General features: G+C 58.7%; 14 protein-coding genes. 6 read left to right on the top strand and 8 right to left on the bottom strand.

Annotated elements, in window-relative coordinates; genetic code table 11:
* Positions 1–113: 113 nt before the first annotated feature.
* Positions 114–1,604 (top strand): PLP-dependent aminotransferase family protein, encoded by a 1,491-nt coding sequence (locus tag ERD80_RS13405; RefSeq protein ID WP_136547213.1) that lies wholly within the window; start codon positions 114–116, stop codon positions 1,602–1,604.
* Here ERD80_RS13405 and ERD80_RS13400 read toward each other — a convergent pair.
* On the bottom strand, positions 1,571–2,194 hold the full coding sequence (locus tag ERD80_RS13400; RefSeq protein WP_021507906.1) for a glutathione S-transferase: 624 nt from the start codon (positions 2,192–2,194) through the stop codon (positions 1,571–1,573). The two genes, ERD80_RS13405 and ERD80_RS13400, sit on opposite strands and share 34 nt — an antisense overlap.
* A 114-nt stretch (positions 2,195–2,308) precedes the next feature.
* On the opposite strand from ERD80_RS13400, the gene ERD80_RS13395 reads away from it, so the two are divergent.
* Positions 2,309–3,157: a PhzF family phenazine biosynthesis protein gene (locus ERD80_RS13395; RefSeq protein WP_059011335.1), complete on the top strand. Its 849-nt coding sequence runs from the start codon at positions 2,309–2,311 to the stop codon at positions 3,155–3,157.
* A gap of 50 nt (positions 3,158–3,207) precedes the next feature.
* Here ERD80_RS13395 and ERD80_RS13390 read toward each other — a convergent pair whose 3' ends face one another.
* Complete coding sequence (locus ERD80_RS13390) at positions 3,208–3,966, bottom strand: SDR family oxidoreductase (protein ID WP_021507908.1); 759 nt, start codon at positions 3,964–3,966, stop codon at positions 3,208–3,210.
* Between the two features lie 115 nt (positions 3,967–4,081).
* Here ERD80_RS13390 and ERD80_RS13385 point away from each other — a divergent pair, with 115 nt between their 5' ends.
* The 3 genes from ERD80_RS13385 to ERD80_RS13375 all read left to right on the top strand — a co-directional run bounded on the left by ERD80_RS13385 (position 4,082) and on the right by ERD80_RS13375 (position 7,657).
* On the top strand, positions 4,082–4,981 hold the full coding sequence (locus ERD80_RS13385) for a LysR family transcriptional regulator (RefSeq protein ID WP_031279769.1): 900 nt from the start codon (positions 4,082–4,084) through the stop codon (positions 4,979–4,981).
* Positions 4,982–5,031: 50 nt separating this feature from the next.
* The gene (gene yhjD / locus ERD80_RS13380; RefSeq protein WP_058770904.1) at positions 5,032–6,033 is read left to right on the top strand and encodes an inner membrane protein YhjD; all 1,002 of its coding nucleotides are present in this window, start codon (positions 5,032–5,034) and stop codon (positions 6,031–6,033) included.
* A 289-nt stretch (positions 6,034–6,322) separates the two neighbouring features.
* Positions 6,323–7,657, top strand: a complete 1,335-nt coding sequence (locus tag ERD80_RS13375; RefSeq protein WP_136547211.1) for an MFS transporter — start codon at positions 6,323–6,325, stop codon at positions 7,655–7,657.
* A gap of 297 nt (positions 7,658–7,954) precedes the next feature.
* Here ERD80_RS13375 and ilvC read toward each other — a convergent pair whose 3' ends face one another.
* Positions 7,955–9,430: a ketol-acid reductoisomerase gene (gene ilvC, locus ERD80_RS13370; RefSeq protein WP_021507912.1), complete on the bottom strand. Its 1,476-nt coding sequence runs from the start codon at positions 9,428–9,430 to the stop codon at positions 7,955–7,957.
* Between the two features lie 162 nt (positions 9,431–9,592).
* Here ilvC and ilvY point away from each other — a divergent pair, with 162 nt between their 5' ends.
* Positions 9,593–10,474, top strand: a complete 882-nt coding sequence (gene ilvY, locus ERD80_RS13365; protein WP_021507913.1) for an HTH-type transcriptional activator IlvY — start codon at positions 9,593–9,595, stop codon at positions 10,472–10,474.
* A 1-nt stretch (position 10,475) separates the two neighbouring features.
* Here ilvY and ilvA read toward each other — a convergent pair whose 3' ends face one another.
* From ilvA to ERD80_RS13340, 5 genes are all read right to left on the bottom strand, one after another.
* Positions 10,476–12,020, bottom strand: coding sequence for a threonine ammonia-lyase, biosynthetic (gene ilvA, locus ERD80_RS13360; protein WP_058775138.1), 1,545 nt, complete (start codon positions 12,018–12,020; stop codon positions 10,476–10,478).
* A 6-nt stretch (positions 12,021–12,026) separates the two neighbouring features.
* A complete protein-coding gene (ilvD, locus tag ERD80_RS13355; RefSeq protein WP_136547210.1) occupies positions 12,027–13,877 on the bottom strand; it encodes a dihydroxy-acid dehydratase in 1,851 nt (616 codons plus the stop codon).
* Positions 13,878–13,938: 61 nt separating this feature from the next.
* Entirely contained in the window at positions 13,939–14,868 is a 930-nt protein-coding gene (locus ERD80_RS13350; RefSeq protein ID WP_021507916.1) for a branched-chain amino acid transaminase, read from the bottom strand.
* Between the two features lie 18 nt (positions 14,869–14,886).
* A complete protein-coding gene (ilvM, locus tag ERD80_RS13345) occupies positions 14,887–15,144 on the bottom strand; it encodes an acetolactate synthase 2 small subunit (RefSeq protein WP_008106624.1) in 258 nt (85 codons plus the stop codon).
* Positions 15,141–16,082: thiamine pyrophosphate-dependent enzyme (locus ERD80_RS13340; RefSeq protein ID WP_248295859.1), on the bottom strand; the 942-nt coding region annotated here is incomplete at its 5' end. The genes ilvM and ERD80_RS13340, both read right to left, overlap by 4 nt.

Genomic DNA, 16,082 nt, shown 5'->3' with positions numbered 1-16,082 from the left:
CGAAACACCATGCTAATGCGCAAATTACAATGGCAACAGAGACACAAAATCACTATTGTGATGGATACAGTTAAGGCAATTTTAAATTGTACCTATCGCGCGCGGAGGCTTTTGTGTCCCTTCCTCTCTCATCCGGCCAGACGCTGTACCAGCAGCTGGCAGACAGTTTTGCCGAATCTATCCATCAGGGCACGCTGAAGCCGGGTAAGCGCCTGCCGGCCATCCGGCGCGTGGCACAGTCGCACCAGGTCAGCATCAATACCGTGTTAAGTGCCTGGCATATTCTTGAAGATCGCGGCCTGATAGAAGCCCGTCCGCAGTCGGGCTACTATGTGCGTGGCGTGCTGCCCGCGGTGACGCGACCGCTCAGGCCAATGAGCGCCAGCGTTAATGATCCCAGCACGCAAAAACTGGAACTGATCGAGCAGGTGTTCGCCGCGCAGAATCACCCCGACTACACCAATATTTCGCTGGCCTGCCCGCAGGATAGTGAGCTGTTTCCGGCGGCGAAACTGGGACGCATTACCGCCTCCCTTATTCGCCGCGATAGCGACATCATTGGTCGCTACGCGCTTCCGCCGGGTAGTGAGCGCTTACGGGAGGAGATTGCGCGCCGTAGCCTGCACACCGGCCTGAATCTGACTGTCGCGGACATCACCCTGACCCACGGCTGCATGGAAGCGCTGCAGCTGGCGCTGCGTGCGGTGACGAAGCCGGGCGACTGCGTCGGGCTGGAATCGCCGACCTACTTCTTTTTGTTCCCGCTGCTGGCCTCACTCGGGCTGAAGGCGCTGGAAATCCCCACCGATCCGCAAAACGGTCTGTCGCTGGACGCGCTGGAGATGCTGCTACAGGAGCAGCGCATTCAGGCGCTGATCGCCATGCCGGGCGCGCAGAATCCGCTGGGCTACGTGATGCCGCTGGAAAATAAAAAGCGTCTCGCGAAGTTAGTGAACACTTACCACGTTCCGCTGCTGGAGGATGGGCTGTATGACGAATTGCAGTTTGACTGGCCGCTGTCGCCGCCGGTCAAAGCCTTTGACCGCGACGGCTGGGTGATTTACTGCACCAGCTTTACCAAAACCGTCGCGCCCGATTTTCGCGTGGGCTGGACGGCTGCCGGCCGCTTCCACCCGGCGATTGCGCGGCTGAAAGCGGTATCGTCGATGACCGAATCAAAACTGCTGAGCGAAACGCTGGCCGAATTCCTCGCCAGCGGCGGTTATGATCACCATCTGCGTTCGCTGCGGCGTCGCTATGCCGCCAATCTGGATGCGGCGCGCGGTATCATTGCCCGTCACTTCCCGCAGGGCACGCGCGCTACCCTGCCGCGCGGCGGCTTTGTGTTTTGGGTCGAGCTGCCGGGCAAGGTTGACACGGTGGAGATGTTCCATCGCCTGTTGCAGGAGCAGATTTGCGTCACGCCGGGCGCGCTCTATTCGCTGAGCGATCGCTATCGCCATGCGCTGCGTCTCTCCTGCTGCTATCCGTTTGATGAGCGTTACACCTGGGCACTGAAACGCACCGGCGCGCTGGCCTGTGAAATCACCGGTCTCGCGCCGGGTCAGGATCAGGGCTTACCGTTGCGGCCCCAGGTGGTGTAACCCTCGCGTTCCGTCAGGCGCTCGTAATAGGTTTGCACGGCAGGAAAGTCCGGATGGTCGAGCGGGGTTTCAAACCAGCGGTTCACCGCCAGGCCAACCGGAATATCGGCCAGGGTAAAGTTTCGCCCCGCGACGTAGCGCCCGGTTTTTTCCAGCTGCTGATTAAGAATACCCATGGTGTGGCTCCAGCCTTTGATGGCGGCAGCCAGCAGGCGCGGATCCTGATGGGCTGGCGAATTTCGCACCAGCGACATAAAAGCATAGCGCCATGAGGTGTTGAGCTCAGTGGCCTGCCAGTCCATCCACTGATCGACCGGCGCACGCGCGCGCGGATTATCCGGGTAGAGCCATTCACCGCCGTTGCTGTTGGCGAGGTAGCGCAGAATCGCGTTGGACTCCCACATCACGAAGTCATCTTCGATGATCACCGGCACCATAGCGTTGGGATTGAGCGCCATAAACTGCGGTGAGTGCAACGACTGCGGGTCTTCGCCCCACGGCTCGTGCTCCCAGGCAATATCCAGCTCTGAACAGAGCCACAGCACTTTACGAACGTTGATTGACGAGTTACGGCCCAGAATTTTTAACATAGCGGACTCCGCTGGCAGAATTGTTAATCTATTCATAGTCCTGTTAGACGCCTTAAGCAATCAGCAGGATGTAAATCCGGATTTCAGACAACCTCAATGAGGAAAGGAGCGAACATGCAGGTGGCGTTTAAACAAGTGGATGTGTTCTCCACAGGTGCGTTCAGCGGCAATCCGCTGGCGGTGATTATGGATGCCCAGGGTCTGAGCGACGCACAGCTGGCGGCCATCGCACGCTGGACCAATCTGTCGGAAACCACCTTCGTGCTGCCCCCACAGGATGCCACAGCCGACTATCGTGTGCGCATTTTTACGCCCGGCGGCGAGCTGCCGTTTGCCGGACACCCCACGCTTGGCACCGCGCATGCCTTGCTGGAAGCCGGCTGGCCCCTGAAAACAGCGGGTAAGATTGTGCAGGAGTGCGGCGTGGGCCTGGTGGAGGTACAGATTGGCGCTGACGGTACGCTGGCCTTTGCCGCGCCGGACGCCAGCCTGACGCCGTTCAGCGATGCGCTAATGAGCAGCGCGCTGCACAGTGACGCGTTCGATCTCAGCCAGACGCCAGCCGTGGCGGATATGGGGATTCGCTGGCTGTTGATTCCGATGAGCAGCGCGCAGGCGGTGCTGGAGGTGGTCACCCAGGCGGACGATTTACTGCGGCTGCAGCAGCATGCGGGCGTGAACGGCATCGCCCTGTTTGGCCCGCTGCCGCAGGACGCAGAGGCGCAGTACGAGGTGCGCGCGCTGCTGGTCGAGAACGGTAGCCTGGTCGAAGATCCGGTCACCGGCAGCGCCAACGCCTGTCTGGCACGCTATCTGGCGGCGCAGGGCCAGCGGCAGGATTACTGCGCGCGTCAGGGCAGCGCCATCCAGCGTGCCGGTCGCATTGTGGTGCGTTTTGCCGGTGAGACAATCTGGATCGGCGGGCAAACCCTCACCCTGATTGATGGCACGATTGAGGTGTAAAACGGGCGCTGCTCCGTTCGTTAACACGATTCGGTCGCAGCGCGATGTTTTTACAGTGCCTGACCGCCGGAGGCCTCGATACGCTGGGCGGTAATCCAGCCGGTTTCGTCGCTCAGGATGGCGCTGATGGCATCACCGATGTCATCCGGCAGACCAACGCGGCCCAGCGCGGTCACTGAAGCGATATGCGCGTTCAGATCTTTCGTGTCGCGCACGCGACCGCCGCCAAAGTCGGTTTCAATCGCCCCCGGCGCCAGAATGTTGACGCGAATGCGGCGCTCGCCCAGCTCTTTCGCCTGATAGCGCGTCAGCACTTCCATCGCCCCTTTCATGGCGGCGTAAGTACCAGAACCCGGCAGCGTCATGCGCGTCAGACCGCTGGAAATGTTCAGGATGCGTCCACCATCGGCGATCAGCGGCAGCAGTTTCTGTGTCAGGAAATACGGCCCTTTAAAATGCACATTCACCAGCGCATCAAACTCCTCTTCACTGGTTTCGGCCAGCAGCTTGTAATGACCGTGGCCAGCGTTGTTCACTAAATAATCAAAGCTATCGCGCTGCCAGGTCTCGTTCAGCGTTGCTTTGACCCGCGCCGCAAAGTCATCGAACTGCTTACTGTCGCCCACATCCAGCTGCAGCGCCACCGCACGCGCGCCCAGCGCCTCAATCTCCTTCACTACCGCCTGCGCTTCTTCAGCATGACCGCGCCAGGTAAACAGAATATCGACGCCCTTAGCGGCCAGTTTTAGCGCGCCATTCTTGCCCAGACCGCGGTTGCCGCCGGTAATCAACGCAATTTTATGAGACATGTTTCGCTCCGGTTGGAAAATTGAACACGGATTAAGGATATTCGCGAATAATTGATCTATAAACGCAGGGGAATACACAGCACTGTTTCACTAACAACAACAATCGGTGAACAACATGGATAAAATTCACGCTATGCAGGTGTTTGTGCGGGTGGCAGAAATGGGCAGTTTTACCCGCGCGGCTGAGAGTCTGGGTTTACCCAAGGGCAGCGTGTCCCGCCAGTTGCAGGCGCTGGAAAATCAGATGGGCACACGCCTGCTGCACCGTACCACGCGCCGTGTGCATCTCACCCAGGATGGGCTGGTGTATTACGATCGCTGCCTGGATTTGCTGTCGATGCTGGATGATATGGACAGCCTGTTCCAGCACGATCCTGCCACGCTGAGCGGCAAACTGCGCGTCGATATGTCGGTGGCGATGGCGACCGGTTTTATCCTGCCGCGCCTGCCAGAGTTTTTGCAGCACTATCCAGGCGTGGAGATTGAACTGAGCAGCAGCGATCGCCAGGTTGATGTGATTCGCGAGGGCTTTGACTGCGTGTTGCGTGTTGGCGAACTGAAAGATTCCGGCCTGATTGCGCGAAAAATTGGCTCGCACGCCTTGATCAACTGCGCCAGCCCTGGCTACCTTTCCCGCTTTGGCATGCCGGTGCGGCTGGACGATCTCGGCCAGCACGCCATGGTGCACTATACCCAGCAGCTGGGGCAGCCCTCGCCGGGCTTTGAGTACTTTGATGGCAAACAGTGCCACTACGTGCAGACCGGCGGCGTGGTGACGGTAAACAGCACCGAAACCTATCGCGCCGCCTGTATTGCCGGGCTGGGCATTATTCAGGTACCGGCGATTGGCGTGCAGCCGCTGCTGGAATCCGGCCAGCTGGTCGAAGTGCTGCACCACTTCCCGGCCAAACCGATGCCGATTTCCCTGCTCTATCCTCACCGTCGCAACGTGGCGCGCCGCGTGCGGGTGTTTATGGAGTGGCTGAGTCAGGTGCTGCAGGAATACGTGACCTGAACGGGCAGGCTATAATTTTATTTTCGCTGTGAACAGGATGCAGAAGGTCTATGACGGACAAAACCACAAAAGCCTCAGCGGCTGAAGCTAAGCCGCTGATTGATATCAAAACCGGGAACAAAACCGTAGATGGCTCAATCCGGCGCGTCTCACGCTTTGCCGCCTGGTTTCAGGCGATCCCGGCAGTGGCGCACTTTTTGCGCGCGCTTGAGCGCTTTAACGATCGCCTCGGCAGCCAGTTTGGTGCGGCGATCACCTATTTTTCCTTTCTTTCGCTGATACCGATTTTGATGGTCTCCTTTGCGGCGGTCGGCTTTGTGCTGGCGTCCAATCAGGACCTGCTTTCCGAGTTGATCAACAAAATCGTTAACAGCATCAGCGACCCGACGCTGGCGACCACGCTGAAAAATACCGTCAATACCGCGATTCAGCAGCGCGCGACTGTCGGCCTGACCGGTTTGCTGCTGGCGCTCTACTCCGGCATTAACTGGATGGGTAACCTGCGCGAAGCGGTACGCGCCCAGTCGCGTGACGTATGGGAACGCAAGCCGGATGACCAGGAGAAGTGGTGGAAGAAATATCTGCGCGACCTGGTTTCGCTGCTGGGTCTGATGCTGGCGCTGGTGATTACGCTGTCGCTGACCTCGATTGCCGGCGCAGCGCAGGCGGCGATCGTGAATGCGCTGGGGCTGGGCGATATCGAGTGGCTGCGGCCGGCGATGACCATCATCGCGCTGTCGATTTCCATCTTCGCCAACTATCTGCTGTTCCTGTGGATTTTCTGGATTCTGCCGCGCCACAAGCCACGCAAAAAAGCGCTGCTGCGCGGTACGCTGCTGGCGGCGATAGGGTTTGAGGTGATCAAGTTTGTCATGACGCTGACGCTGCCGAAGCTGGCGACGTCGCCCTCCGGTGCCGCCTTTGGATCGGTGCTGGGGCTGATGGCCTTCTTCTACTTTTTCGCGCGTCTGACGCTGTTCTGCGCTGCGTGGATCGCCACCGCAAAATACAAGGATGATCCCGAGATGTCGCAGCCGCATCACTCGGCGTAACGCGACAATTCAGTTACATTTGCCGCAACAGCAAAAAATGTTTCCTGCTGGCTACTAAAGCAGCAAAAACCAGCAGGAAACGCTGGAGGGTCACTTTTATTTGGCCCTTTTGCAGAGAATCACGCCAGAAAAGCCGCGCTTCCCCTTCCCATCCGCCGCCGATTGCCGTAACTCAGAAATTATCCTCTTTTTCGCCGCCAAAGCCCGGTGTGACGCGGTTTTTCGTCATTGAATGCGGCAAAACAGGTGCGTAAGATTCTTTGTTTACATTTACAATTAAGAAACAGTTATGCAAGCCTCCATCTCCGAAACACCCGACCAACCACACGACGGCACACCGGTTAACTCACGCAGTAAAGTGGTAGTTGCCTCACTGGTCGGCACTGCGATCGAATTCTTCGATTTCTATATCTATGCCACCGCCGCGGTAATTGTTTTTCCGCATATCTTCTTCCCGCAGGGTGACGCTACGGTTGCCACACTGCAATCGCTGGCGACCTTCGCTATCGCCTTTGTTGCGCGCCCTATTGGCTCCGCGCTGTTTGGTCACTTTGGCGACCGCGTGGGCCGTAAAGCGACGCTGGTTGCCTCGCTGCTGACCATGGGCGTTTCTACCGTACTGATCGGCCTGCTGCCGGGTTATCAGACCATTGGCGTGGCGGCACCGCTGCTGCTGGCGCTGGCGCGTTTTGGTCAGGGCCTGGGACTGGGCGGCGAATGGGGCGGCGCAGCGCTGCTGGCCACCGAGAACGCCCCGGCGAAGAAACGCGCGCTGTATGGCTCGTTCCCGCAGCTGGGCGCACCGATTGGCTTCTTCTTTGCAAACGGCACGTTCCTGCTGCTCTCGTGGCTGCTGACCGATGAGCAGTTCATGAACTGGGGCTGGCGCGTGCCGTTTGTGCTTTCTGCGGTACTGGTGATTATCGGTCTGTATGTGCGCGTATCGCTGCATGAGAGCCCGGTGTTTGCCAAAGTGCAGAAAGAGAAGAAACAGGTGCGGATCCCTATCGGTACGCTGCTGAGCAAGCATATGACGGCGACCATTCTCGGCACGTTTATCATGCTGGCGACCTACACGCTGTTCTACATTATGACGGTGTATTCGATGAGCTATGGCACTGCGCCGGCGCCGGTTGGTCTCGGCTATTCGCGTAACAGCTTCCTGTGGATGCTGATGGTGGCGGTCATCGGTTTTGGCGTGATGGTGCCGATTGCCGGCCTGCTGGCGGACCGTTTTGGCCGTCGCAAAACGATGATCACCATTACGCTGATTATCATCGCCTTTGCGCTGATGTTCCCGCTGCTGCTCGGCTCCGGCTCGCAGATTCTGGTGATGGGCTTCCTGCTGCTCGGCCTGAGTATTATGGGTCTGACATTCGGCCCGATGGGCGCGCTGCTGCCAGAACTGTTCCCGACCGAAGTACGCTATACCGGCGCGTCGTTCTCTTACAACCTGTCGTCGATTCTTGGCGCCTCGGTGGCGCCTTATATTGCGACCTGGCTGAATGCGAACTACGGCTTGCAGGCGGTGGGCTTCTATCTGGCCTCCATGGCGGTGCTGACGCTGATCGCACTGATTGCCTGTAAAGAGACGCGCCACCAGACGCTGTATGAAGCGGTGTGATTGATTGCGTGTTGACAGAACCCGGCTCCGGCCGGGTTTTTTATTGGCGGTGTGGGGATGGTGCGGTGTGTCCCTCACCCCGGCCCTCTCCCGTAAACGGGAGAGGGAGCGTCCGCGCGATGTTGATAGATAAGTGTAGAAACATCAGCCCGCACCGAACGGTTCCCTCTTCCGCCAGCGGGAGAGGGCTAGGGTGAGGGAAATAGTGAGAGAAACTCTTCTGCACTCAAACATAAGACATAAAAAAACCCCGGCAAGCCGGGGTTTGATTAGGCTGAAAACTGTGTCTCGCGTGCCTTAGCCCGCGACGGCGATGCGTTTCATGTCGGTCATATAGCCACGCAGTTTGCGGCCAACGGCTTCGATTGGATGCTGGCGGATCGCTTCGTTCACGTCGCGCAGCTGCGCGTTATCCACCTGCGTGCCTTCTACCGCTTTGCCCAGGTCGCCAGGCTGCAGCGTAGTCATGAACTCTTTCAGCAGCGGAACGGCTGCGAAGGAGAACAGGTAGTTACCGTATTCTGCGGTATCGGAAATTACCACGTTCATTTCATACAGACGCTTACGGGCGATGGTGTTGGCAATCAGCGGCAGCTCGTGCAGCGATTCATAGTAAGCCGACTCTTCGATGATGCCCGCGTCAACCATGGTTTCGAATGCCAGCTCAACGCCCGCTTTCACCATCGCGACCATGACCACGCCTTTGTCGTAATACTCCTGCTCGTCGATTTTGCCTTCGAACTGCGGGGCATTTTCGAACGCGGTTTTGCCGGTCTCTTCACGCCAGGTCAGCAGGTTTTTGTCGTCGTTCGCCCAGTCAGCCATCATACCGGAAGAGAATTCGCCCGAAATGATGTCATCCATGTGCTTCTGGAACAGCGGTGCCATGATGGTTTTCAGCTGCTCAGACAGCGCATAAGCGCGGATTTTTGCCGGATTAGACAGACGATCCATCATCAGCGTGATGCCGCCGAACTTCAGCGATTCGGTGATGGTTTCCCAGCCGAACTGAATCAGTTTCTCGGTGTACGCCGCATCGTGACCTTCGGCCACCAGCTTGTCGAAGCACAGCAGTGAACCGGCCTGCAGCATACCGCACAGAATGGTCTGCTCGCCCATCAGGTCTGATTTGACTTCTGCCACGAAGGACGATTCCAGCACGCCTGCACGGTCGCCGCCGGTGGCTGCAGCCCAGGCTTTGGCAATCGCCATGCCTTCGCCTTTTGGATCGTTTTCCGGGTGAACAGCGATCAGCGTTGGAACGCCGAAGCCACGTTTGTACTCTTCACGCACTTCGGTACCCGGGCACTTCGGTGCCACCATCACCACGGTGATGTCTTTACGGATGGTCTCGCCCACTTCGACGATGTTGAAACCGTGAGAGTAACCCAGCGCGGCACCGTCTTTCATCAGCGGCTGAACGGCCTGCACAACGGCAGAGTGCTGCTTGTCTGGTGTCAGGTTAACTACCAGATCTGCCTGCGGGATCAGCTCTTCGTAAGTACCCACTTTAAAACCGTTTTCGGTGGCTTTACGGAACGACGCACGCTTCTCAGCAATGGCTTCAGCGCGCAGTGCGTAAGACACATCAAGGCCAGAGTCACGCATGTTCAGACCCTGGTTCAGGCCCTGCGCGCCGCAGCCGACGATGACCACTTTCTTACCTTTCAGGAAGCTAGCGCCATCCGCGAATTCATCGCGCGACATGAAGCGACATTTGCCTAACTGCGCTAACTGATTGCGCAGATTCAATGTGTTGAAGTAGTTAGCCATGGGTACTCCGCTCAGATGTTGTGTTTGCTTTTGTTCAGTAACGGCGCCGGATTTAGCGCCGCGAATGACCCCATCATATGACAGGAAATCTGTTGCTTAAATTGATATATTAACAACGTCACATTGCAGAATTTGCAACATCACGCTGAGGGCAAAACGCGCATGGATTTACGAGACCTTAAACTGTTTCTTCACCTGGCGGAAAGCTGCCACTTTGGCCGTACCGCGCGCGCCATGCACGTCAGCCCGTCGACATTGTCACGCCAGATCCAGCGGCTGGAAGAGGATGTCGGACACGCGCTGTTCCTGCGCGACAACCGCACCGTGACGCTGACCGAAGCCGGCGAGCGGCTGCGTCAGTTCGCTCAGCAGACCCTGCTGCAGTATCAGCAGCTGCGCCATGTCATGGACCTGAACGGCCCGTCGTTGAGCGGCGAGCTGCGCCTGTTCTGCTCGGTAACCGCCGCCTACAGCCATCTGCCGCCGATTCTCGACCGCTTTCGCGCGGAGCATCCGCAGGTGGAAATTAAACTCACCACCGGCGACGCCGCCGATGCCATTGAAATGGTGCAGTCCGGCGAAGCGGATCTGGCCATCGCCGGCCGGCCGGAGTCGCTGCCCGCCAGTATCGATTTTACACCACTGGGTTTGATCCCGCTGGTGCTGATCGCCCCGGCGCTGCCCTGCCCGGTGCGCAGCCAGGCGACGCAGGAGCAGCCGGACTGGTCGCAGATTCCCTTTATCCTGCCGGATCAGGGGCCGGCGCGGCGCGGCATTGATTTATGGTTTCGCCGCCACCGCATTGCCAACCCGCAGATTTACGCCACGGTGTCTGGCCATGAGGCGATTGTGTCGATGGTGGCGCTCGGCTGCGGCATCGCGCTGCTGCCGGATGTGGTGCTGGAAAACAGTCCGGAACCGGTGCGCAATCGCGTGCTGACGCTGGAAAATGTCGAGTCGGTGGCGCCGCTGGAGCTTGGCGTATGCGTACAAAAAAAGCGGCTCGGGGAGCCGCTGATTAATGCTTTCTGGCACCTGCTGTAGTTTAGCCGGCGAGGAAGAAGCGAAACGCCGGATTACTGGCCTCGTCGTGCCACTCATAGCCGAGTGCGTTGAGGTGAGTGTCGAAATCCGGCTCTTTGTCGTTGATCTCGAACGCCGCCAGCACGCGACCAAAATCGGTGCCGTGGCTGCGATAGTGGAACAGCGAAATATTCCAGTGCGCGCCCAGCGTCTGCAGGAACTTCAGCAGCGCGCCCGGCGCTTCCGGGAATTCGAAGCTGAACAGCCGTTCGCGCAGCGGTTTTGACGGGCGTCCGCCCACCATGTAGCGCACGTGCAGCTTCGCCATCTCATCATCCGACAAATCCACCACCTGATAGCCGCCTTCAGCCAGCTGGCTGATGATTTCGCTGCGCTCCTCAAGGCCGCGCGTTAAACGCACGCCAACAAAGATGCAGGCGTTATCGGCATCGGCATAACGGTAGTTGAACTCGGTTACCGCGCGGCCACCCAGCGTCTGGCAGAAACGCAGGAAGCTGCCCTGCTGCTCAGGGATGGTGACCGCCAGCAGCGCTTCACGCTGCTCACCCAGTTCACAGCGCTCAGAGACATAGCGCAGACCGTGGAAGTTGACGTTGGCGCCCGACAGCACGTGCGCCAGCCGCTCGCCTTTGATGTCGTGCTGCTGGATGTACTTCTTCATGCCCGCCAGCGCCAGCGCGCCGGAAGGCTCCGCCACCGCACGCACATCCTCGAACAGATCCTTCATCGCTGCGCAGATGGCATCGCTGTCTACGGTGATGATGTCGTCGAGGTATTCTTTGCACAGGCGGAAGGTTTCGCTGCCGATACGCTTGACCGCCACGCCTTCGGCAAACAGCCCGACGCGCGGCAAATCCACCGGCTCGCCGGCGTCAAGCGCCGCCTTCAGGCAGGCAGAGTCCTGCGACTCGACCGCGATAACCTTGATTTGCGGCATCAGCTGTTTAATCAGTACTGCCACACCCGCCGCTAAACCGCCGCCGCCTACCGGCACAAACACGCGATCGAGATGCGCATCCTGCTGCAACAGCTCCATCGCCAGCGTGCCCTGACCGGCAATCACCGCCGGATGATCAAACGGCGGCACGAAGGTGTAACCCTGCTGCTCCGCCAGCTCAATCGCTTTGGCTTTTGCCTCGTCAAAGTTGGCTCCGAACAGGTAAGCCTCACCGCCAAACGCGCGCACTGCATCAACCTTGATGTCCGCCGTCGCCACTGGCATCACAATCAGTGACCTGATGCCAAGCGTGCTGGCCGAGAGCGCCACGCCCTGCGCGTGGTTACCCGCCGAAGCAGTAACCACGCCGCGCGCTTTCTGCTCTTCCGTCAGGCCGGCGATCATGGCGTAGGCACCGCGCAGCTTGAAGCTGTGCACCGGCTGGCGATCTTCGCGCTTCACCAGAATGGTGTTGCCAAGACGCGACGAAATTTTTTCCATTTTTTGCAGCGGCGTCACCTGGGCAATTTCGTACACAGGCGCACGCAGCACCGCGCGCAGATACTCCGCGCCATTGGGCGACGCGGAAAGCGGTTGAGACTCAGCCATCAGAGATTAGCCTCCCAGCTTAGACTTATCGCGCACCGCGCCCTTGTCAGCGCTGGTGGCGAGCGATGCATAAGCACGCAGTGCGAAGGAGACCTGACGCACACGACCGTGCGGCGTATAAGCCGCTTCGCCACGCGCTTCCTCTTCTTCACGACGGGCATGCAGTTCGTTATCCGGTACCACCAGCTTAATGCCACGATTCGGGATATCGATTTCAATGATGTCGCCATCTTTAACCAGCGCGATGGTGCCGCCGTTCGCCGCTTCCGGTGATGCGTGACCAATGGAGAGGCCCGAGGTGCCGCCCGAGAAGCGTCCGTCAGTGATCAGCGCACAGCTTTTGCCAAGGCCCATCGATTTCAGATAAGTGGTCGGATAGAGCATTTCCTGCATGCCCGGACCGCCTTTCGGCCCTTCGTAGCGGATGACCACCACGTCACCGGCGACCACTTTACCGCCGAGAATCGCTTCCACCGCATCGTCCTGGCTTTCATACACTTTTGCCGGACCTTTAAAGGTGAGGATCTCTTTGTCGACGCCGGCGGTTTTCACGATGCAGCCATCTTCCGCCATGTTGCCGTACAGCACTGCCAGACCGCCATCCTGAGAGAATGCGTGTTCGCGCGTGCGGATACAGCCTTCCTGACGATCGTCATCCAGCGTATCCCAGCGGCAATCCTGTGAGAACGCCTGGGTAGTACGGATGCCCGCCGGGCCGGCGCGGAACATCTTCTTCACCGCTTCGTCTTTGGTCAGCATGATGTCGTACTGATCGAGGGTTTCGCGCAGATTGAGACCCAGCACGTTGCGTACGTCGGTGTGCAGCAGGCCGGCACGATCCAGCTCGCCAAGAATACCGATTACCCCGCCCGCGCGGTGCACATCTTCCATATGATATTTCTGTGTGCTCGGCGCCACTTTGCACAGGTGCGGCACTTTACGTGACAGGCGATCGATGTCGGAAATGTTGAAATCGATCTCGCCTTCCTGCGCGGCGGCCAGCAGGTGCAGCACGGTATTGGTGGAACCGCCCATGGCGATATCCAGCGTCATGGCGTTTTCGAACGCGGCTTTGCTGGCGATGTTACGCGGCAGCACGCGCGCATCATCCTGCTCGTAGTACTGTTTGGTCAGGTTAACGATGCGCTTGCCGGCGTTGATGAACAGGTCTTTACGATCGGCGTGGGTTGCCAGCAGCGAGCCGTTGCCCGGCTGCGACAGGCCCAGCGCTTCGGTCAGACAGTTCATGGAGTTGGCGGTGAACATGCCGGAGCACGAGCCGCAGGTCGGGCAGGCGGAACGCTCAATCTGTTCGCTGTCGGCATCGCTGACGTTCGGGTTCGCACCCTGAATCATCGCGTCCACCAGATCCAGCTTGATGATTTTGTCTGACAGCTTGGTTTTACCGGCTTCCATCGGACCGCCGGAGACAAAGATCACCGGAATGTTGAGGCGCAGCGAGGCCATCAGCATGCCGGGGGTGATTTTGTCGCAGTTGGAGATACACACCATGGCGTCGGCGCAGTGGGCGTTCACCATATATTCCACGGAGTCGGCAATCAGCTCGCGTGAAGGCAGTGAATACAGCATGCCGCCATGACCCATGGCGATACCGTCATCCACCGCGATGGTGTTGAACTCTTTGGCTACACCACCCGCGGCTTCGATTTGCTCAGCGACCAGTTTGCCAAGATCGCGCAGGTGCACGTGGCCCGGTACGAATTGGGTGAAGGAGTTAACCACGGCGATAATCGGCTTACCGAAATCGTCGTCGGTCATTCCGGTGGCGCGCCACAGGGCACGGGCACCCGCCATGTTACGACCATGGGTGGTGGTGGCGGAACGGTACTTAGGCATGCTCTATTTACTCCAGTCTGAAAAATGACGCGGGCGCTGCTGCACCCGCGTTACTGTCTTGTTATGGATTCACCTGATCCAGCCAGCCGTACTTGTCTTCGGTTTCGCCGGTGAACAGGCCAAAGAACGCCTGCTGGATTTTGGTGGTCACCGGACCACGTTTGCCCTCACCCACCTGGATGCCGTCCACGCTGCGTACCGGCGTGATTTCTGCGGCAGTACCGGACATGAACACTTCATCCGCCAGGTACAGCGATTCGCGTGACAGCACCTGCTCGCGCACTTCGATACCGAGATCCTTCGCCAGCTTGATGATTGCGTCGCGGGTGATGCCCGGCAGCGCTGAAGAGGTGAACGGTGGGGTGAACAGGATGCCGTCTTTCACTTCAAACAGGTTTTCGCCAGCACCTTCGGAGATATAACCCTGGGTATCCAGCGCGATACCTTCCTGATAGCCGTGGCGGCGCGCTTCGCTGCCAACCAGCAGGGAAGATAGATAGTTACCGCCCGCTTTCGCCGCGGTTGGCAGGGTGTTTGGCGCCACGCGATTCCAGGAAGAAACCATGGCGTTGATGCCCTGCTCCAGCGCTTCGGCGCCCAGGTAAGCCCCCCACGGGAACGCAGCGATGATCACATCGGTGGTGAAGCCGTCTGGCGGGTTAACGCCGAGGCCCACGTCGCCGACAAAGGCCAGCGGACGAATGTAGGCACTCTTCAGTTTATTGACGCGGATGACTTCGCGGCACGCTTCCATCAACTCATCCACGCTGGCTTTGATCGGGAAACGGTAAATTTTGGCGGAGTCGTGCAGACGCTGCATGTGTTCACGGTGACGGAACACCACCGGACCTTTGTGTGAGTCGTAGCAGCGAACGCCTTCGAACACAGAGGTGCCGTAATGCAGTGCGTGAGACATAACGCTAACCTTGGCGTCTTCCCACTTAACCATCTCTCCATTGAACCAGATAAAGTCTGCTTTCTTCGTACTCATTGTTATTTCCTTTGGCGACTAGGCGCGGATTTGTTGTGTTGTCTGTTGCTGGATCTCGACACAGGCGACATCCATAAGTTTGCTTAACTGCGAAGACAGTAAATCGACAGAGCGCTGGCTGGCAACGGTCATTTCGATATTAATGTTCTCCGCATTGACGGCGGACGCCATATTCATCGCGCAGACCTGGAAGCCACGGTGACGCACGACGCGCAAAATGCGCTCCAATATTTCAGGGCGAAAGCGGGCTTCGATAGACAATTGATGCTGGTTCATACGGTTTTCTCCATCATGTTTGCGTTGCTGGCACCCGGCGGCACCAGTGGCCAGACGTTTTCATGCTCATCAATCGCAACATGCAGGAAGTAAGGACCTTCACTGTTCAGCAGAGCATCAATCGCGGCGTCGACCTGATCTTTACGGCTAATGCGCTGGCCCGGAATATCAAAGGCGCTGGCCAGCGTGAGGAAATCGGGGTTATCGGTGAGGATGGTTTCGCTGTAGCGACCATCAAAGAACAGCTGCTGCCACTGGCGAACCATGCCAAGACGCTGGTTATCCAGCAGCAGGATTTTTACCGGCAGCTGCTTACGCTTGATGGTGCCCAGCTCCTGAATATTCATCATGATTGAGCCGTCACCGGACACGCAGATAACGGTGTCACCCGGACGGGCAACCTGCGCGCCCACCGCAGCCGGCAGCCCAAAGCCCATGGTGCCCAGACCGCTGGAGGTGATGAAGTTTTCCGGCGCGCTGAAGCGCATGTGCTGCGCCGCCCACATCTGGTGCTGGCCAACGTCGGTGGTTACCACCGTGCTGTCAGGTTTACGATCTGACAACTGCTTCAGCAGCAGCGGCGCGTAGATCGCCTCGCCGGGATGGTCGTAACGCCACGCGAACTCCGCGTTCATCGCTTTAACTTCAGTACGCCAGCCGTCGATCTGCAGCGGCATGCTCAGCGCCGGCAACACCTGGTTGAGATCGCCCTGCAGCGAAACGTGAGCGCGACGCAGTTTGTTCAATTCCGCCGGATCGATATCAATGTGGATGACGCTGGCGTGCGGCGCGAAGGTATCCAGCTTACCGGTGACGCGGTCGTCGAAGCGTGCGCCGACGGCAATCAGCAAATCACAGGATTGCACCGCCAGGTTGGCCGCTTTGGTGCCGTGCATGCCGAGCATACCGAGATAGAGATCGCTGCTGGCTTCGGCGCT

Source organism: Pantoea sp. R102 (genome assembly GCF_004916815.1).
GTDB lineage: Bacteria > Pseudomonadota > Gammaproteobacteria > Enterobacterales > Enterobacteriaceae > Pantoea > Pantoea dispersa.
This window is presented reverse-complemented; position numbering and strand designations above follow the sequence as displayed.